18 protein-coding genes are annotated in these 17,817 nt (G+C 56.4%); 15 read left to right on the top strand and 3 right to left on the bottom strand.

The genetic code is table 11. The features are described from left to right. The first annotated feature begins 586 nt into the window (after positions 1 to 586). From rpmH to mnmE, 5 genes are all read left to right on the top strand, one after another. The gene (rpmH, locus tag AB3G88_RS28525) at positions 587 to 721 is read left to right on the top strand and encodes a 50S ribosomal protein L34 (RefSeq protein WP_003213577.1); all 135 of its coding nucleotides are present in this window, start codon (positions 587 to 589) and stop codon (positions 719 to 721) included. A gap of 16 nt (positions 722 to 737) precedes the next feature. Continuing rightward, positions 738 to 1,142: a ribonuclease P protein component gene (gene rnpA, locus AB3G88_RS28520; RefSeq protein ID WP_053128141.1), complete on the top strand. Its 405-nt coding sequence runs from the start codon at positions 738 to 740 to the stop codon at positions 1,140 to 1,142. Beyond that, on the top strand, positions 1,135 to 1,380 hold the full coding sequence (gene yidD / locus AB3G88_RS28515) for a membrane protein insertion efficiency factor YidD (RefSeq protein WP_010207715.1): 246 nt from the start codon (positions 1,135 to 1,137) through the stop codon (positions 1,378 to 1,380). Before rnpA ends, yidD begins: the two co-directional genes overlap by 8 nt. A gap of 2 nt (positions 1,381 to 1,382) precedes the next feature. Next, a complete protein-coding gene (gene yidC / locus AB3G88_RS28510; protein WP_099586138.1) occupies positions 1,383 to 3,065 on the top strand; it encodes a membrane protein insertase YidC in 1,683 nt (560 codons plus the stop codon). Between the two features lie 79 nt (positions 3,066 to 3,144). Continuing rightward, entirely contained in the window at positions 3,145 to 4,515 is a 1,371-nt protein-coding gene (gene mnmE / locus AB3G88_RS28505) for a tRNA uridine-5-carboxymethylaminomethyl(34) synthesis GTPase MnmE (RefSeq protein ID WP_480452659.1), read from the top strand. A 19-nt stretch (positions 4,516 to 4,534) separates the two neighbouring features. Here mnmE and AB3G88_RS28500 read toward each other — a convergent pair whose 3' ends face one another. The 3 genes from AB3G88_RS28500 to AB3G88_RS28490 form a co-directional block, all read right to left on the bottom strand. Continuing rightward, complete coding sequence (locus AB3G88_RS28500; RefSeq protein WP_480452657.1) at positions 4,535 to 6,973, bottom strand: TonB-dependent siderophore receptor; 2,439 nt, start codon at positions 6,971 to 6,973, stop codon at positions 4,535 to 4,537. A gap of 92 nt (positions 6,974 to 7,065) precedes the next feature. After that, positions 7,066 to 8,010, bottom strand: coding sequence for a FecR domain-containing protein (locus tag AB3G88_RS28495; protein ID WP_480452655.1), 945 nt, complete (start codon positions 8,008 to 8,010; stop codon positions 7,066 to 7,068). Then, a complete protein-coding gene (locus tag AB3G88_RS28490; RefSeq protein WP_112192822.1) occupies positions 8,010 to 8,516 on the bottom strand; it encodes a sigma-70 family RNA polymerase sigma factor in 507 nt (168 codons plus the stop codon). Before AB3G88_RS28490 ends, AB3G88_RS28495 begins: the two co-directional genes overlap by 1 nt. A gap of 566 nt (positions 8,517 to 9,082) precedes the next feature. On the opposite strand from AB3G88_RS28490, the gene mnmG reads away from it, so the two are divergent. From mnmG to atpA, 10 genes are all read left to right on the top strand, one after another. Then, positions 9,083 to 10,975 carry a tRNA uridine-5-carboxymethylaminomethyl(34) synthesis enzyme MnmG gene (mnmG, locus tag AB3G88_RS28485; protein WP_099586248.1) on the top strand — a complete coding sequence of 631 codons (1,893 nt, stop codon included), beginning with the start codon at positions 9,083 to 9,085 and terminating at the stop codon, positions 10,973 to 10,975. Continuing rightward, positions 10,972 to 11,616 carry a 16S rRNA (guanine(527)-N(7))-methyltransferase RsmG gene (gene rsmG / locus AB3G88_RS28480; RefSeq protein ID WP_150674558.1) on the top strand — a complete coding sequence of 215 codons (645 nt, stop codon included), beginning with the start codon at positions 10,972 to 10,974 and terminating at the stop codon, positions 11,614 to 11,616. Before mnmG ends, rsmG begins: the two co-directional genes overlap by 4 nt. An 18-nt stretch (positions 11,617 to 11,634) precedes the next feature. Beyond that, complete coding sequence (locus AB3G88_RS28475) at positions 11,635 to 12,432, top strand: ParA family protein (protein ID WP_032885161.1); 798 nt, start codon at positions 11,635 to 11,637, stop codon at positions 12,430 to 12,432. 9 nt (positions 12,433 to 12,441) lie between these two features. Continuing rightward, complete coding sequence (locus AB3G88_RS28470; protein WP_017135124.1) at positions 12,442 to 13,314, top strand: ParB/RepB/Spo0J family partition protein; 873 nt, start codon at positions 12,442 to 12,444, stop codon at positions 13,312 to 13,314. Between the two features lie 148 nt (positions 13,315 to 13,462). Next, positions 13,463 to 13,870 carry a F0F1 ATP synthase subunit I gene (locus AB3G88_RS28465; protein ID WP_010565865.1) on the top strand — a complete coding sequence of 136 codons (408 nt, stop codon included), beginning with the start codon at positions 13,463 to 13,465 and terminating at the stop codon, positions 13,868 to 13,870. A gap of 16 nt (positions 13,871 to 13,886) precedes the next feature. Continuing rightward, a complete protein-coding gene (gene atpB / locus AB3G88_RS28460; protein ID WP_017736231.1) occupies positions 13,887 to 14,756 on the top strand; it encodes a F0F1 ATP synthase subunit A in 870 nt (289 codons plus the stop codon). Positions 14,757 to 14,889: 133 nt separating this feature from the next. Next, complete coding sequence (gene atpE / locus AB3G88_RS28455) at positions 14,890 to 15,147, top strand: F0F1 ATP synthase subunit C (RefSeq protein ID WP_002555987.1); 258 nt, start codon at positions 14,890 to 14,892, stop codon at positions 15,145 to 15,147. Positions 15,148 to 15,203: 56 nt separating this feature from the next. Next, positions 15,204 to 15,674 (top strand): F0F1 ATP synthase subunit B, encoded by a 471-nt coding sequence (locus AB3G88_RS28450; protein ID WP_008439543.1) that lies wholly within the window; start codon positions 15,204 to 15,206, stop codon positions 15,672 to 15,674. A 12-nt stretch (positions 15,675 to 15,686) separates the two neighbouring features. After that, a complete protein-coding gene (locus AB3G88_RS28445) occupies positions 15,687 to 16,223 on the top strand; it encodes a F0F1 ATP synthase subunit delta (RefSeq protein WP_017528669.1) in 537 nt (178 codons plus the stop codon). Positions 16,224 to 16,244: 21 nt separating this feature from the next. Continuing rightward, positions 16,245 to 17,789 carry a F0F1 ATP synthase subunit alpha gene (atpA, locus tag AB3G88_RS28440; protein ID WP_003177064.1) on the top strand — a complete coding sequence of 515 codons (1,545 nt, stop codon included), beginning with the start codon at positions 16,245 to 16,247 and terminating at the stop codon, positions 17,787 to 17,789. Positions 17,790 to 17,817: the final 28 nt, after the last annotated feature.

Here is a 17,817-nt window from a genome sequence, read left to right as displayed (position 1 = left end):
GGATATCCCCTAAGTTGAAAGCCGGTGAGGCAAAAACAGCCGCCATTGTAGCGGCGAGCCGCCCACTTATCCACATGTAGGTTGCCCACAGGGCACCCAAAATCAACGCCTTATCGGGGAAAAAGGCGACCAATGGTCTGTGCATAAGCTCTGTGGATAAGCGCCCCTGAGCTCGTTGCACAAGTGGGGGTGAAAGTCTGTGGGTAACTGGCCTGTGGATAACATGCCATTCCACACACAGCTTATCCGACAGCGCAGCACAGGCAGAGCACTGCTTCTCCCCCGTGTTGTCATCCTCTGTACACCACGTGGAATATGGCCTTAACGCAGTTATCCACAGAGGATGGCCTGCCTAGCTTTTATAAGCTTTACAGAAAAGCTTTAAATAACTTCCTTCTTTATTTTTATATCTATGACATTGCTCGTGGAAGGCCGGCGGATAGAAAAGGGCGTTTTGCCCTATAGCGATCTAATTGAAGGAAAAGCTGGTTGGAAATTGACCTAGAGGCTTGCTTTCTCTAGAATCGCCGGTCTCTTAAAACGGGGGCCATTCCGGCCCGTTGTGGACGAACCAGGTAACAACGCCATGAAACGTACTTTCCAACCAAGCACCATCAAACGCGCCCGTACTCACGGCTTCCGTGCTCGCATGGCTACCAAGAACGGCCGTGCTGTCCTGTCGCGTCGCCGCGCCAAAGGTCGTGCGCGTCTGGCAGTTTGATAATCCGGTACTGGTGGTGAGTCAGGACTTCAGTCGGGAAAAGCGTTTGCTAACCCCCCGGCACTTCAAGGCAGTCTTTGACTCCCCCACCGGCAAGGTTCCGGGGAAAAATCTCCTGCTCCTTGCGCGTAACAACGATCTTGATCACCCCCGTCTCGGGTTGGTGATCGGCAAGAAGAGCGTAAAGCTCTCCGTTGAGCGCAATCGCCTCAAGCGTCTGATGCGCGAATCGTTTCGCCTCCACCAGGACACTCTGGTTGGTTGGGATATTGTTATCGTCGCGCGCAAAGGCTTGGGGGATGTAGAAAACCCCGAATTGATTCAGCATTTCGGCAAGCTCTGGAAACGTCTGGCGCGTACCAACAAGCCAGCACCAGCAGTCAGCACCGAAACTGTAGGGGTAGACAGCACCGATGCGTAAACTGGCACTCGTTCCGATCCAGTTTTATCGCTATGCCATTAGTCCTCTGATGGCCAGTCACTGTCGTTTCTACCCCAGTTGTTCCTGCTACGCGTTAGAGGCCATAGAAAATCATGGTCTTCTGCGCGGTGGCTGGCTGACCTTTCGTCGTTTAGGTCGCTGTCATCCGTGGAATCCCGGTGGTTATGACCCGGTTCCACCTATCCCTACCTCCCGTTCTTCTTCGATGGCCGAGTAATCATGGATATTAAACGCACGATCCTGATCGTCGCCCTGGCAATCGTGTCCTATGTCATGGTTCTTAAGTGGAACCAGGATTATGGCCAAGCTGCCCTGCCGACTCAGAATGTTGCTACCAATCAGGCTGCGCCGGCTATTCCGGACACCCCGTTGGGTACCAATGCGTCCGCGAGTGCCGATGTTCCCAGCGCGAATGGCGAGACAACCGCCCCTTTAGAAACGCCAGTGGTCACCAATAAAGACCTCATCCTTGTGAAAACGGATGTGCTCGACCTGGCTATCGACCCACAAGGTGGTGATATCGCGCAGTTGAAACTGCCGCTTTATCCACGTCGCCAAGATCATCCAGATGTACCGTTCCAACTGTTCGATAATGGCGGTGAACGTACTTATCTGGCGCAAAGCGGCCTGACCGGCACCAATGGTCCGGATGCGCGTGCTACCGGTCGTCCGGTTTATTCGACCGAAAAGAAGACTTATCAACTGGCTGATGGCCAAAATCAGTTGAACGTCGACCTGAAATTCAGTCTCGACGGCGTCAATTACATCAAGCGCTTCAGTTTCACTCGCGGTTTGTACGACTTGAAGGTCACTTACCTGATCGACAACACCAGCGAAAAACCGTGGAGCGGCAACCTGTTTGCCCAACTCAAGCGTGATGGCAGCTCCGATCCTTCTTCCAGCACCGCCACCGGCACCGCGACTTACCTGGGCGCAGCCCTGTGGACAAGTAGCGAGCCGTACAAAAAAGTGTCGATGAAAGATATCGACAAGGGCGCGCTGAAAGAAACCGTCCAAGGCGGCTGGGTCGCCTGGTTGCAACACTACTTCGTGACCGCATGGATCCCGAACAAAGGTGAAGCCAACCTGGTTCAAACCCGTAAAGACAGCCAAGGCAACTACATCATCGGCTTTACTGGCCCGGTGCTGAACGTCGCACCAGGTGCCAAGGCTGAAACCAGCGCTACCCTTTACGCCGGCCCGAAAAGCCAAGCGGTATTGAAAGAGTTGTCCCCAGGTCTGGAACTGACTGTGGATTACGGCATTCTGTGGTTCATTGCCCAGCCGATCTTCTGGCTGCTGCAACATATCCACAGCATTGTGGGTAACTGGGGCTTCTCGATCATCTTCCTGACCATGCTGATCAAGGGGATCTTCTTCCCACTGTCGGCTGCCAGCTACAAGTCGATGGCGCGTATGCGTGCCGTTGCCCCGAAGCTGGCTGCGTTGAAAGAGCAACATGGTGATGACCGGCAGAAAATGTCGCAGGCCATGATGGAGCTGTACAAGAAAGAGAAGATCAACCCGCTGGGTGGATGCTTGCCTATCCTCGTGCAGATGCCAGTGTTCCTTTCGTTGTACTGGGTACTCCTGGAAAGCGTAGAAATGCGCCAGGCACCGTTCATGCTGTGGATAACTGACCTGTCGATTAAAGACCCGTTCTTTATCCTGCCGATCATCATGGGCGCGACCATGTTCATCCAGCAGCGTCTGAACCCAACACCGCCGGATCCGATGCAGGCCAAAGTGATGAAAATGATGCCTATCATCTTCACCTTCTTCTTCCTGTGGTTCCCAGCTGGTCTGGTTCTGTACTGGGTGGTCAACAACGTATTGTCGATCTCTCAACAGTGGTACATCACACGTAAAATCGAAGCGGCTACCAAAAAAGCCGAGGCGTAACTTACTCTGTGGATAACCACTCAAGACGCCCCCTAGTGGGGCGTTTTGCTTTCCGTCACTTTTGTTCTGGAACCTGCTGATGAGCGCTCCTCGTGAAACCATCGCTGCTGTCGCTACCGCTCAAGGTCGCGGCGGCGTCGGCATCGTTCGAATTTCAGGGCCGCTCGCCGGCGTGGCTGCACAGGCCATCAGTGGTCGGGAATTGAAACCGCGTTATGCCCATTACGGCCCGTTTCTGGATGCAGACAAAAGCGTGCTGGATGAGGGCCTGGCCCTTTATTTCCCTGGGCCGAACTCGTTCACCGGTGAAGATGTTCTGGAATTGCAGGGCCATGGTGGTCCTGTAGTCCTCGATATGCTGTTGCAGCGCTGCCTGCAACTCGGCTGCCGGCTGGCCCGCCCAGGTGAATTCAGCGAACGGGCGTTCCTCAACGACAAACTTGACCTGGCCCAGGCCGAAGCCATTGCCGACTTGATCGAAGCCAGTTCTGCACAGGCGGCACGCAATGCGCTGCGCTCGCTGCAAGGCGCGTTTTCCTTGCGTGTGCATAACCTGACGGAGCAATTGATCAGCTTGCGCATCTACGTGGAGGCGGCGATTGATTTCCCGGAAGAAGAAATCGACTTCCTGGCCGATGGCCACGTACTGGCGATGCTGGATAAAGTCCGTGAAGAGTTATCCACAGTACTGCGCGAAGCCGGGCAGGGCGCCTTGCTCCGCGACGGTATGACCGTGGTGATCGCAGGCCGCCCGAATGCTGGCAAATCCAGTTTGCTCAATGCACTGGCCGGCCGTGAAGCGGCTATCGTTACCGAGATTGCGGGGACCACCCGGGATATCCTGCGGGAACATATCCACATCGACGGCATGCCTCTGCATGTGGTCGACACCGCAGGGCTGCGTGACACCGATGACCAGGTGGAAAAGATCGGCGTGGAACGAGCGCTCAAGGCGATCGCCGAGGCCGATCGCGTGCTGCTCGTGGTAGACGCCACCGCGCCTGAGGCTGTGGACCCTTTTGCACTCTGGCCGGAATTCCTGGAGCAACGGCCGGACCCGGCCAAGGTCACCTTGATCCGCAACAAGGCCGACCTGACGGGCGAAGCCATTGCCATGGAAACCAGCGAGGATGGCCACGTCACGATCAGCCTGAGTGCCAAGTCGGCAGGTAATGGCCTGGAATTGCTGCGCGACCATCTCAAGGCCTGCATGGGCTACGAGCAGACCTCCGAAAGCAGCTTCAGTGCCCGTCGCAGGCACTTGGAGGCACTGCGGCATGCCAGCGCAGCCCTGGAGCACGGACGTGCTCAGCTGACCTTGGCGGGGGCAGGGGAGCTGCTGGCCGAAGATCTGCGTCAGGCACAGCAGCTGCTGGGGGAAATCACTGGCGCGTTCAGCTCCGATGATTTGCTGGGGCGGATCTTTTCCAGTTTCTGTATCGGCAAATAACCGAGTTATCCACAGCGCCTCACCAGTTGTAAGACACCGTACCGAGCAAGGTACGGCTGTCACCCCAGTAGCAGCGCCCTGCGTCGTTGCAACCAGATACATATTCCTTGTCGAAGAGGTTCTTGGCATTCAGGTCGATCGACCAGTGGGTATCAATCTGGTAACCAATCGCGGCATCCACCAACGTGACACTGCCGGGGTCGAGCTTCCCGTAGAGAGTCGGCTTGGTGTAGGAATAGGCGCTATCGAAGTAGCGCACGCCACCGCCCAGGGAAAGGCCTTTGAGTTGGCCATCCAAGAATCGGTATTTGCCCCACACCGAAGCCTGGTTGCGTGGAACACCTGTCATCTGGTGCCCTTCGACCAACGAACCGGCCGTGTCCTTGGTAATCCGTGCGTCGGTATAGGTATAGGCCGCCGTCAGATTCAGGTTCGGTGTGATGTTGCTGTTGATTTCGAGTTCCGCACCTTTGGCGCGGCTTTCTCCCACTTGGCGATAGGTATTGGTGGTGCTGTCGAGATAGGTATCGTCTTGTTTGCGCAAGTCGTACACCGACAACGTCATCGCTGTGTCCCAACCGATCGGTTCGTATTTCAAGCCCACTTCGTATTGCCGGCTGGTGATGGGCTTGAGCGGTGAGCCCGCCACCGAGATCTGCTGCACCGGTACAAACGCGGTGGAGTAGCTGACATACGGCGTCAGGCCGTTGTCGAACTGGTACATCACACCACCCTGGTAGGTGAATTTCTGCTCGGTGGTGCTGGAGTCCGTGGCGCTTTTTACCTTGTCCCGGAAATCACTGTCGACCCAATCTTGGCGCCCACCGAGCAGGAACAACCAATGGTCGTACTTGCTTTGGATCTGTGCATAAACGCCTTTCATCTGTTGCGCGAGCAAGGTGTTTTGCACCGCCTGCGGGGTGGTCGGGTCACGCAGATACACCGGGTCATACACATTGATCGTGCCGGCGAACCCCGCATCCCAGTCCTGGTTAAACGAAGTACGGTCGTAGCTCGCGCCGAACAGCAGCGTGTTTTCCAGGCTGCCCAGCTGGAATTTGCCTTCCAGCTGGTTATCCAGGGAGTAAACCATCGACTTGTTGTAGCGGTCGTAGGCATTCATGTTCAGTTGCGTGCCGAAGCCTTGGTTGTTCAAGTCGCCCGGCCAGGTTTCATGACGGGTGATACGTGACTGCATGTAGCGGGAGTTCTGGCGGAACTGCCAATCGTCATTGAAGCTGTGGCTGAATTCGTAACCGGTGTTCCAGGCTTCGCGCTCAAAGGTATTCCAATCCGGGTCACCGAGCATGGTGTGTTTGGACAGCTTGCCGTTGGGATTGGTGAGCAAGGTGCCGGCAGCCGGTAGGCCGAGTTCAAGGTTGGTGTGGTCTTTCTGGTAGTTGGCCAGCAGGGTCAGGGTGTTGAAGTCATCGAAGTTAAGGGTCAGGGAGGGCGCAATGTAGAGCCGATCATCCGGGACATGGTCAGTTTGCGTATCGGATTTACGCCCAAGCATCACCACCCGGCCGAGGATATTCCCGTTTTCATTGAGCGGGCCGGAGATATCCACACCCACCTGGCGACGGTTGTGGGAGCCATAACCCAACTGCACCTCACCCTGTGGCGTCGCAGTAGGGTGTTTACTCACCAGGTTCACCAGCCCACCTGGGGCATTTTCGCCGTAAAGCAGTGAAGAGGGCCCACGGAAGATTTCCACACGCTCTAAGCCGTAGGGTTCGCTAGTGGTGTCGTACCGATTCCCTTGTACACGCAGGCCATCACGCAGCAGGCCGTAGCCGTAATCGGTGGCGTTGAAACCGCGAATGAAGAATAAATCCCCTGCCAGGCTATCGCCGGCGGCAAAGGGCGGCGCAAAAATACCGGGCACATAACCCAATACTTCGGTCAGCGTCTGGGATTTCTGGTCCTTGATGCGTTGGCCGGTGACCACCGATACCGAGCGCGGTGTTTCCGACAAGGGCGTACTGGTCTTGGTGCCGATGCGGCTGTTTAGCGCCTTGTAGCCTACATCCCCGGCAATCTCTTGATTAAAACCGTCCTGTTGATAAGTACTCACGGTGGTCGGTGAGAGCGTGAGTTGCCCGGATGGCACGGCTTGCAGCACATAGCTTCCAGGGGCCTGGACGACAGCCAGCAGGCCTGAGGTTTGCAGTAATAGCGCAAAACCCTGTTCCACCGAATAGTCACCTTCCAACCCTGGCGTACTTAAACTCGCGGTCTGCTGAGGCGAGAACGACAGAATCACATTGGCCTTGGCGGCAAATTGGCTTAAGGCATTGTCCAGCCGCCCGGCAGCAATGGTGTAGTGCTGCACCGTAACGGCTGCAAAGGCGCCGGTCGAGAGCAAAGCAACCGTTGTGGCTACAGTGCCCGTCAGCAGGCCGTAGGTTATGCCGTGGTAAGAAAGTCGCTGGCGAAGCTTGGTGGGAAGGCGCATAGGTGAGTAAGCCCTGAAGGTAGCATCGTGATTACCTGTAGGGCCGCGCCAGGTAAAAAAAAGATAACCCCCCCTGTAGATTATTTTTGCGATCAGCCGGTTCGACTCACCGATACCCAATACCGAGTGAAGTATTTCACCTGGATAGGCAGGGTCGCTTGCAGGTTGGAAAGCACGGCATCGGTGGAATCCAGGCGGAACGTTCCGGAGACGCGCAGGCGTGCAGAGGCGGCGTCGCACTGCAAGACGCCCGGCCGATAGCGGGCAAGCTCGTCGATCACATCACCCAGCCGAGCATCCAGCACAATCAATTGCCCGTCGACCCAGGCGGCTTGAGTGCTGCGATACGGATGGTTATCCCCAACCTTGTGGCGGTCGAAGTCGACGCTTTCACCCGCACTGAGGATTTGGCTGTGGTCAGGTTGATCTGCGGGCGACACGCTGACCCGATCTTCCAGTACCCCAACGCGTGTGGAATCCGACAGCTGGCGTACCGTAAACCGCGTGCCTAATGCCTCAACCCGGCCTTGGCGGGTTTCGACGTAAAACGGTGTCTGCCCGCCAGACTTGCCCGTGTGGATAAGTACTTCCCCCTCACGCAGGCGGATCAATCGCTGGCGCGCATCGAACGCCACGTCTATCGAGGTGTGGGTATTGAGATCGACCTGCGTGCCGTCGGCCAACGCGATGCGCCGGTGTTCACCTACGCCGGTGCGGTAGTCGGCCCACACGTTGCCCAGGGACGTATGTTGCTGAACATTCCACCCCAAATACCCGGTGCCACCCAGCAGCAACATCCACTTCAGTACCTGGCGGCGTTGTTGCGTGGTGGACAGCGCACGGCGCGTCAAATCCGCAGGCAGTGCGCCAAGGCTGCGCTGCACTTGCTCCATCTGGTTCCACGCGGCCTGGTGGGAAGGATCACCATTGAGCCATTGCTGCCAGGCATGGTGTTCGGCGGGAGTGGGTGGTTGGGCTTGAAACTGCACATACCAACTGGCGGCCGCTTCGAAGATTTTGCGATCAGGGGCCGCCATTACAAGGTGGCCATGATCAGCGAGCATTCCGTCAGTGCGCGGATCATGTGCTTTTTCACCGTGGTCAGTGAAACCTGCAGTTGATCAGCGATCTGTTGATAAGTCAGCCCGTCGATCTGCGAGAGCATGAAGATTCGCCGCGCCCGGTCACCGAGGCCGCAAAGCGCTTTGTCCACAGCCACCAGCGTTTCAATGATGATTGCCTTGTCTTCTTCACTGATGGCCATGACTTCAGGGCGTTCGGCCAAAGTCTGCCTATAGGCTTGTTCAATGGCGTGGCGGCGATACCGATCAATCACCAACCCGCGGGCGATGGTCGCCAAGTAATCGCGCGGTTCCAGGATCTGCGATGCATGACGACCGCCCAGGATACGCACGAACGTATCGTGGGCCACATCGGCCGCATCGCAGGTGTTATGCAACTTGCCTTTGAGCCACCCGTGCAGCCAGGAATGGTGTTGCTCGTAGATGTGCTGGACTACAGCTGTGTGCGAAGGAGCAGACATAGGAGCGAGACAAGGTGGCTTAATGATAATCGCTATTATTAACTGCCCTATCGTTTTCTCACAATAGCCCTCTTTCTACCGCCCGCTCCAACGGACTGATGAGTTTGGATGGCCTCATCGTGGGTGAAATACAGCCCAATTCAACAATTTCTGTGGATTAAGCCCTGTGAATAACCGCCCCTGTGCCCAGTTGATAACAGGGCCTGAAACCTGAGCAAAAACCCATCTGTGGATAACCACCTGTTTAATCCACAGGCTTAAAGCACTTATCCAAGGGCCTCATTGGCACATGACCACAGACTTTTGAATCGCTGTACACGACGTAAATAAAGGGCTGCATAGATCTATCCACAGAAAAGTTGCTCAGTAGAAATAAACATAAAAACAAAGATCTTATAAATTTCTTTCTTTTTAATTTCTATTGTCAGTGATTCATCCACAGCTGGTTAAATTTTGTGCAAAGGGTTCTTTAGGAAGGGCTAAGTCCCTATACTTGCCGCCAAAGCTCTAAAACTCTTTCAACAATCAATTCCTGATTACCTACATAAGCAGGCACGAGGTGCGTGGTGGATTTCCCTTCCCGTTTTGAAGTGATCGTCATCGGCGGCGGTCATGCCGGTACCGAGGCAGCACTGGCGTCAGCACGCATGGGCGTAAAAACCCTGTTGCTCACGCATAACGTGGAAACCCTCGGTGCAATGAGTTGCAACCCCGCCATTGGTGGGATCGGCAAAAGCCATCTGGTCAAGGAAATCGACGCCCTTGGCGGCGTCATGGCCATGGCGACCGACAAAGGTGGTATTCAATTTCGCGTGCTCAACAGCCGCAAAGGCCCCGCCGTGCGTGCTACTCGGGCACAAGCCGACCGCATCCTGTACAAGGCTGCGGTACGTGAAACCCTGGAAAACCAACCGAACCTGTGGATATTTCAACAGGCAGCCGATGACCTGATCGTCGAACAAGACGTGGTGAAAGGTGTTGTCACCCAAATGGGTCTGCGTTTCTTCGCTGAATCCGTGGTGTTGACCACCGGTACGTTCCTTGGCGGACTTATCCACATCGGCATGCAAAATTATTCCGGTGGCCGAGCCGGTGATCCGCCGTCGATTGCTCTGGCAAAACGCCTGCGTGAATTGCCACTGCGTGTCGGTCGCCTGAAAACCGGGACCCCGCCGCGTATCGATGGGCGTTCTGTGGATTTCTCGATGATGACCGAGCAAGCCGGCGATACGCCGATCCCGGTGATGTCGTTCATGGGCTCCAAAGAGCAGCATCCAAAACAGGTGAGCTGCTGGATTACCCACACCAATGCCAGGACTCACGAGATCATTGCCGCGAACCTCGACCGTTCGCCAATGTATTCCGGCGTGATCGAAGGGATTGGCCCGCGTTATTGCCCGTCGATCGAAGACAAGATCCACCGCTTTGCCGACAAGGACAGTCACCAGGTCTTCATCGAGCCCGAAGGCTTGACCACTCATGAGCTGTACCCGAACGGGATTTCCACTTCCCTGCCGTTCGACGTGCAAATCCAGATCGTGCAATCGATTCGCGGCATGGAAAATGCGCACATCGTGCGCCCCGGTTATGCCATCGAGTACGACTACTTCGATCCGCGGGATCTGAAGTACAGCCTGGAAACCAAAGTGATCGGCGGGCTGTTCTTCGCCGGCCAAATCAACGGCACAACCGGTTACGAAGAGGCCGGCGCCCAAGGCTTGCTGGCCGGAACCAACGCGGCACTGCGTGCTCAGGGCAAAGACAGCTGGTGCCCGCGCCGCGATGAAGCCTACATCGGCGTGTTGGTCGACGACCTGATTACCCTGGGTACCCAGGAACCGTATCGGATGTTTACGTCTCGCGCCGAATATCGCCTGATCCTGCGTGAAGACAATGCCGACTTGCGCTTGACCGAAAAAGGTCGCGAACTGGGTCTGGTCGATGACGCGCGCTGGGCAGCCTTCTGCAAAAAACGCGAAAGCATTGCACTGGAAGAGCAGCGCCTGAAAAGCACCTGGGTTCGCCCAGGCACTGAGCAGGGCGACGCAATTGCCGAAAAATTCGGCACGCCGCTGACCCACGAGTACAACTTGCTGAATCTGCTTTCCCGTCCGGAAATCGACTACGCTGGCTTGGTCGAAGTGACGGGGGGCGGCGCAGAAGATCCACAGGTCGCCGAGCAGGTCGAAATCAAGACCAAATATGCCGGTTACATTGATCGCCAGCAGGACGAGATTGCTCGACTGCGCGCCAGTGAAGACACCAAGTTGCCTGTGGATATCGACTACACCGGAATTTCCGGTCTATCGAAAGAAATTCAAAGCAAGCTGGGGATAACTCGACCAGAAACCCTGGGCCAGGCTTCACGTATCCCCGGCGTCACTCCGGCAGCCATTTCGCTGTTGATGATTCATTTGAAAAAACGCGGCGCGGGCCGTCAGTTGGAGCAAAGCGCTTGAGTTCGTTGGTCACCTCGCAACATGCCGAAGAGTTATCCACAGGTGCACGCCAGTTGGGCGTTGATCTGACCGCAGTCCAGCACGAGTTGCTGCTGGGCTATCTGGCCCTGTTGATCAAATGGAACAAGGCTTACAACCTTACCGCGGTGCGAAATCCCGACGAGATGGTGTCCCGGCATTTGCTCGACAGTCTGAGCGTGATGCCGTTTATCGAAAACGGTCGCTGGTTGGACGTGGGCAGTGGCGGCGGCATGCCGGGTATTCCCCTGGCCATCCTGTTTCCCGAGTCCCAAGTGACTTGCCTGGACAGCAACGGCAAGAAAACCCGCTTCCTGACCCAGGTCAAACTCGAACTCAAGCTGGATAACCTCCATGTTATCCACAGCCGTGTCGAAGAATTCACGCCTGAACTGCCTTTCAACGGAATTGTTTCCCGGGCGTTCAGCAGCATGGAGAACTTCAGCAACTGGACACGCCACCTGGGTGACCGCGATACCCGCTGGCTGGCAATGAAGGGCGTCCATCCAAGCGATGAGCTGTTAGCATTGCCGACAGACTTCCACCTCGATAGCGAACACGCCTTGGCCGTACCCGGTTGCCAAGGCCAACGCCATCTGCTGATACTGCGCCGCACGGCATGATTGGGAACACAAGCAAGAATGGCTAAGGTATTCGCGATAGCGAACCAGAAAGGTGGCGTGGGCAAAACCACCACCTGCATCAACCTCGCAGCATCCCTGGTCGCGACCAAGCGCCGGGTGCTGTTGATCGATCTCGATCCACAGGGCAACGCCACCATGGGTAGCGGTGTGGATAAACACGGCCTGGAAAACTCGGTCTATGACTTGCTGATCGGCGAGTGCGACCTGGCCCAGGCCATGCACTATTCCGAACACGGCGGTTATCAACTGCTGCCGGCCAACCGCGATTTGACCGCGGCGGAAGTGGTGCTGTTGGAAATGCAGATGAAAGAAAGCCGTCTGCGCAGCGCCTTGGCGCCGATCCGCGAGAACTACGATTACATCTTGATCGACTGCCCACCGTCGCTGTCGATGCTGACACTCAACGCGTTAGTGGCGGCCGATGGGGTGATTATCCCCATGCAGTGCGAGTACTACGCGCTGGAAGGTTTGAGCGACCTTGTGGATAACATCAAGCGGATCGCCGAGTTGCTCAACCCGAACCTGCAGATCGAAGGCTTGCTGCGCACCATGTTCGACCCGCGCCTGAGCCTGATGAACGATGTGTCGGCACAGCTCAAGGAACACTTCGGCGAGCAGCTTTACGACACCGTGATCCCGCGCAACATTCGTTTGGCCGAAGCGCCAAGCTATGGGATGCCCGCGTTGGCGTACGACAAATCGTCCCGTGGCGCCATTGCCTACCTGGCTCTGGCCGGCGAGATGGTTCGCCGCCAACGCCGCAACTCTCGCACCGCTGCAGCCCAGCCAACTTAAGGAATCCCCATGGCCGTCAAGAAACGAGGTCTCGGACGTGGACTGGATGCACTGTTGAGTGGTCCGACCGTCACATCGCTTGAAGAACAAGCGGTGCAGGCCGACGAGCGCGAGCTGCAGCACTTGCCCCTGGACCTGATCCAGCGCGGCAAATACCAGCCACGCCGGGACATGGATCCACAGGCGCTGGAAGAACTGGCCAACTCGATCAAGGCCCAGGGCGTGATGCAGCCGATCGTGGTGCGTCCGATTGGCGGTGGTCGTTTTGAAATTATTGCCGGTGAACGTCGCTGGCGTGCCAGCCAGCAGGCCGGCAAAGAGACCATCCCTGCGATGGTGCGTGATGTGCCGGATGAAACCGCCATCGCCATGGCGTTGATCGAGAACATCCAGCGTGAAGATCTCAATCCGGTCGAAGAGGCGATCGCATTGCAGCGTCTGCAGCAGGAATTCCAGTTGACCCAGCAACAAGTGGCCGACGCGGTGGGCAAATCCCGCGTCACCGTGTCCAACTTGCTGCGCCTGATCGCATTGCCGGAAGTCATCAAGACTATGTTGTCCCATGGCGATCTGGAAATGGGTCATGCCCGTGCTTTGCTCGGGTTGCCGGAAAATCAACAAGTTGAAGGGGCGCGACACGTTGTCGCACGAGGGCTCACCGTTCGTCAGACTGAAGCGCTGGTTCGCCAGTGGCTCAGTGGCAAACCTGCACCGGTCGAAACCGCCAAACCTGATCCGGATATCGCGCGTCTTGAGCAACGCCTGGCCGAACGCCTGGGCTCTGCGGTGCAGATTCGCCACGGCAAGAAGGGCAAAGGCCAATTGGTGATCGGATATAACTCCCTCGATGAGCTTCAGGGCGTCCTTGCCCACATCCGCTGAAACATTTGCTTATGTAGCGCGTGATCGGAAATCACTACCCGGCAGTTGAATAGGGGCAGAACCGCCCCTATACTCTGCGCGCATTTTGTCGGCACAAATTATGCCAAGTTATTGATTTCCGGCAGCCGACCATTGAGGAGCAAGAGTGATGGAAACCCGCACGCCAAACACGTTGCCGTTCCATCGCTTGGCCGTTTTTCCGGTTTTATTGGCTCAATTTGTCATCTTGCTGATCGCCGCATTGGCGCTTTGGTACTGGCATGGAGTCGTAGCCGGATATTCAGGACTCTGCGGAGGCCTGATAGCCTTGCTGCCCAATATGTATTTTGCTCACAGGGCCTTTCGGTTTTCCGGCGCCCGAGCAGCCCAGGCTATCGTCCGGTCTTTTTATGCTGGCGAGGCAGGGAAACTGATTTTGACGGCAGTGCTGTTTGCACTGACCTTTGCAGGTGTGAAGCCATTGGCGCCGCTGGCTGTATTCGGCGTCTTCGTGTTGACCCAACTGGTCAGCTGGTTCGCTCCCCTGCTAATGAAAACAAGACTTTCGAAACCTTAGGGCGTTTGAGGCAACCATGGCAGAAACAACCGCTTCGGGCTATATCCAGCACCACTTGCAGAACCTGACCTTCGGTCAGCTTCCCAACGGCGGCTGGGGCTTTGCCCACTCCGCAGCAGAAGCCAAAGAAATGGGCTTCTGGGCTTTCCACCTGGACACTCTGGGTTGGTCGGTCGCACTGGGTCTGATCTTCGTCCTGATTTTCCGCATGGCGGCAAAGAAGGCGACTTCGGGTCAGCCAGGTGCTTTGCAGAACTTCGTTGAAGTATTGGTCGAATTCGTCGATGGCAGCGTGAAAGACAGCTTCCATGGCCGTAGCCCGGTGATTGCACCGCTGGCGCTGACCATCTTCGTCTGGGTGTTCCTGATGAACGCCGTCGACCTGATCCCGGTTGACTGGATTCCTCAGTTGGCCATGGCGATTTCCGGCGATCCGCACATTCCATTCCGTGCCGTATCGACCACTGACCCTAACGCTACCCTGGGCATGGCCCTGTCGGTATTTGCGTTGATCATTTTCTACAGCATCAAGATCAAGGGCATCGGCGGCTTCATCGGCGAACTGACCCTGCACCCGTTCGGCAGCAAGAACATCTTCGTTCAAGCCCTGCTGATCCCGGTGAACTTCCTGCTGGAATTCGTGACCCTGATCGCCAAGCCGATTTCCCTGGCTCTGCGACTGTTCGGCAACATGTATGCCGGCGAGCTGGTGTTCATTCTGATCGCTGTGATGTTCGGCAGCGGCCTGCTCTGGCTTAGCGGCCTGGGCATTGTTCTGCAGTGGGCGTGGGCTGTGTTCCACATCCTGATCATCACCCTGCAGGCCTTCATCTTCATGATGCTGACCATCGTCTACCTGTCGATGGCGCACGAAGAGAACCATTAAGACCAGTCTCGACTAGTCTGATGTCCTTCCCGGTGAAACGGGAAGGTGGCCCGACAGGGCTATGAAACGATTTGTTTTACCGCTTTAAAATCTAAAAAACCTAAACCATACGACGTAAAAGTCGGGAGGAAAGATGGAAACTGTAGTTGGTCTAACCGCTATCGCTGTTGCACTGTTGATCGGCCTGGGCGCCCTGGGTACTGCCATTGGTTTCGGCCTGCTGGGCGGCAAGTTCCTGGAAGGCGCAGCGCGTCAGCCAGAAATGGTTCCAATGCTGCAAGTTAAAATGTTCATCGTCGCCGGCCTGCTCGACGCCGTGACCATGATCGGTGTTGGTATCGCTCTGTTCTTCACCTTCGCGAACCCTTTCGTTGGTCAACTCGCCGGTTAATCACTCGTCTTTTCGAGTGATTGGTGTGTTGTGCAACGAATGAGCGAGGTATTGGCGTGAACATTAATGCAACCATTATTGGTCAGTCCTTAGCGTTCTTGATTTTTGTCGTTTTCTGCATGAAGTTCGTATGGCCTCCGGTCATCGCAGCTCTGCACGAACGTCAGAAGAAGATCGCGGATGGACTGGACGCTGCAGCACGAGCAGCTCGCGACCTGGAGTTGGCCCAAGATAAAGCGGGTCAACAACTGCGCGAAGCGAAAGCTCAAGCAGCCGAAATCATTGAGCAAGCCAAGAAACGCGGTAACCAGATCGTTGAAGAGGCTGTTGAAAAAGCCCGTATCGACGCTGACCGTGTGAAGGTTCAGGCTCAGGCCGAGATCGAGCAGGAACTGAACGGTGTCAAAGACGCGCTGCGTGCCCAACTGGGTGCTCTGGCCGTTGGCGGTGCTGAGAAGATCCTGGGTGCCACAATCGATCAAAACGCGCACGCGGAGCTGGTTAACAAACTGGCTGCTGAAATTTAAGCGAGGGCGATCATGGCAGAATTGACCACGTTGGCCCGACCTTACGCTAAGGCAGCCTTCGAGCACGCCCAGGCCCACCAGCAGCTGGCCTCTTGGTCAGCCATGCTCGGCCTGGCTGCAGCAGTGTCGCAAGACGACACCATGCAGCGCGTGCTCAAGGCCCCGCGACTGACGAGCGCAGACAAGGCCGCCACTTTTATTGAAGTGTGCGGCGACAAGTTTGATGTGAAGGCACAGAACTTCATCAACGTCATTGCCGAAAACGACCGTCTCCTGCTTCTGCCGGAGATTGCCGCTCTGTTCGACCTGTACAAGGCCGAGCAAGAGAAATCGGTAGACGTTGAAGTGACCAGTGCTTTTGCATTGAACCAAGAACAGCAAGACAAACTCGCCAAGGTTCTCAGTGCACGACTCGACCGGGAAGTGCGCCTGCAAGTTGCGGAAGACCCATCCCTCATTGGGGGTGTTGTCATTCGCGCCGGCGACCTGGTTATCGATGGCTCGATTCGCGGCAAACTCGCGAATCTTGCCGAAGCATTGAAATCTTGAGTTTGAAGGGGCAGCAGAGCAATGCAGCAACTCAATCCTTCCGAAATAAGTGAAATTATCAAGGGCCGCATCGACAAGCTCGATGTGACCTCCCAAGCCCGTAACGAAGGCACTGTCGTCAGCGTATCTGACGGCATCGTGCGGATTCACGGTCTGGCCGACGTAATGTACGGCGAGATGATCGAGTTTCCGGGCGGCGTCTACGGTATGGCCCTCAACCTGGAGCAAGACTCCGTAGGTGCCGTTGTATTGGGCGCGTACACCAGTCTGGCTGAAGGCATGAGCGCCAAGTGCACAGGCCGCATCCTGGAAGTTCCGGTTGGTAAGGAACTGCTGGGTCGCGTAGTCGACGCACTGGGTAACCCTGTTGACGGCAAAGGTCCACTGGGCAACACCGAGACCGACGCGGTCGAGAAAGTTGCTCCGGGCGTGATCTGGCGTAAGTCGGTAGACCAGCCTGTACAGACTGGCTACAAGGCTGTCGATGCCATGATTCCTGTCGGCCGTGGCCAGCGTGAGCTGATCATCGGTGACCGTCAGATCGGTAAAACCGCTCTGGCAATCGACGCGATCATCAACCAGAAAAACAGCGGCATTTTCTGCGTCTACGTAGCTATTGGTCAGAAACAATCGACCATCGCCAACGTGGTTCGCAAGCTGGAAGAAAACGGCGCCCTGGCCAACACGATCATCGTGGCTGCCAGTGCTTCGGAATCTCCTGCGCTGCAATTCCTGGCACCGTACTCCGGTTGCACCATGGGTGAATTCTTCCGCGACCGCGGTGAAGACGCGCTGATCGTTTATGACGATCTGTCCAAGCAGGCAGTGGCTTATCGCCAAATCTCCCTGCTGCTGCGCCGTCCACCAGGCCGTGAAGCTTACCCAGGCGACGTGTTCTATCTCCACTCCCGTCTGCTGGAGCGCGCATCCCGCGTTTCGGAAGAGTACGTAGAGAAGTTCACCAACGGCGCAGTGACCGGCAAAACCGGTTCCCTGACCGCACTGCCGATCATCGAAACCCAGGCTGGCGACGTTTCCGCGTTCGTTCCGACCAACGTGATTTCCATCACCGACGGTCAGATCTTCCTGGAATCGGCCATGTTCAACTCGGGCATCCGTCCTGCAGTGAACGCCGGTGTTTCGGTATCCCGTGTGGGTGGTGCCGCTCAGACCAAGATCATCAAGAAGCTCTCCGGTGGTATCCGTACCGCTCTGGCTCAGTACCGTGAACTGGCGGCATTCGCCCAGTTCGCTTCTGACCTGGACGAAGCGACCCGTAAGCAACTTGAGCATGGTCAGCGCGTTACCGAGCTGATGAAGCAGAAGCAATACGCCCCAATGTCGATCGCTGACATGGCGTTGTCGCTGTATGCCGCTGAGCGTGGGTTCCTGACCGACGTTGAAATCGCCAAGGTCGGCAGCTTTGAACAAGCGCTGATTGCTTACTTCAACCGCGATCACGCCGAATTGATGGCGAAGATCAACGTGAAGGGTGACTTCAATGACGATATCGACGCTGGCATGAAAGCCGGTATCGAGAAGTTCAAGGCCACCCAAACCTGGTAAGCCGCAGCGGGAGCCGCAAGGCTCCCGC

Source organism: Pseudomonas arvensis (assembly GCF_056688935.1).
The sequence above is the reverse complement of the archived record's forward strand: the minus strand, read 5'-3'. Positions and strand labels throughout refer to the sequence as shown.

Coding starts and splice junctions, on each gene's coding strand:
- rpmH (WP_003213577.1), top strand. CDS start 587: ATGAAACGTACTTTCCAACCAAGCACCATCAAACGCGCCCGTACTCAC.
- yidD (WP_010207715.1), top strand. CDS start 1,135: ATGCGTAAACTGGCACTCGTTCCGATCCAGTTTTATCGCTATGCCATT.
- yidC (WP_099586138.1), top strand. CDS start 1,383: ATGGATATTAAACGCACGATCCTGATCGTCGCCCTGGCAATCGTGTCC.
- mnmE (WP_480452659.1), top strand. CDS start 3,145: ATGAGCGCTCCTCGTGAAACCATCGCTGCTGTCGCTACCGCTCAAGGT.
- AB3G88_RS28500 (WP_480452657.1), bottom strand. CDS start 6,973: ATGCGCCTTCCCACCAAGCTTCGCCAGCGACTTTCTTACCACGGCATA.
- AB3G88_RS28495 (WP_480452655.1), bottom strand. CDS start 8,010: ATGGCGGCCCCTGATCGCAAAATCTTCGAAGCGGCCGCCAGTTGGTAT.
- AB3G88_RS28490 (WP_112192822.1), bottom strand. CDS start 8,516: ATGTCTGCTCCTTCGCACACAGCTGTAGTCCAGCACATCTACGAGCAA.
- AB3G88_RS28475 (WP_032885161.1), top strand. CDS start 11,635: ATGGCTAAGGTATTCGCGATAGCGAACCAGAAAGGTGGCGTGGGCAAA.
- AB3G88_RS28470 (WP_017135124.1), top strand. CDS start 12,442: ATGGCCGTCAAGAAACGAGGTCTCGGACGTGGACTGGATGCACTGTTG.
- AB3G88_RS28465 (WP_010565865.1), top strand. CDS start 13,463: ATGGAAACCCGCACGCCAAACACGTTGCCGTTCCATCGCTTGGCCGTT.
- atpB (WP_017736231.1), top strand. CDS start 13,887: ATGGCAGAAACAACCGCTTCGGGCTATATCCAGCACCACTTGCAGAAC.
- atpE (WP_002555987.1), top strand. CDS start 14,890: ATGGAAACTGTAGTTGGTCTAACCGCTATCGCTGTTGCACTGTTGATC.
- AB3G88_RS28445 (WP_017528669.1), top strand. CDS start 15,687: ATGGCAGAATTGACCACGTTGGCCCGACCTTACGCTAAGGCAGCCTTC.
- atpA (WP_003177064.1), top strand. CDS start 16,245: ATGCAGCAACTCAATCCTTCCGAAATAAGTGAAATTATCAAGGGCCGC.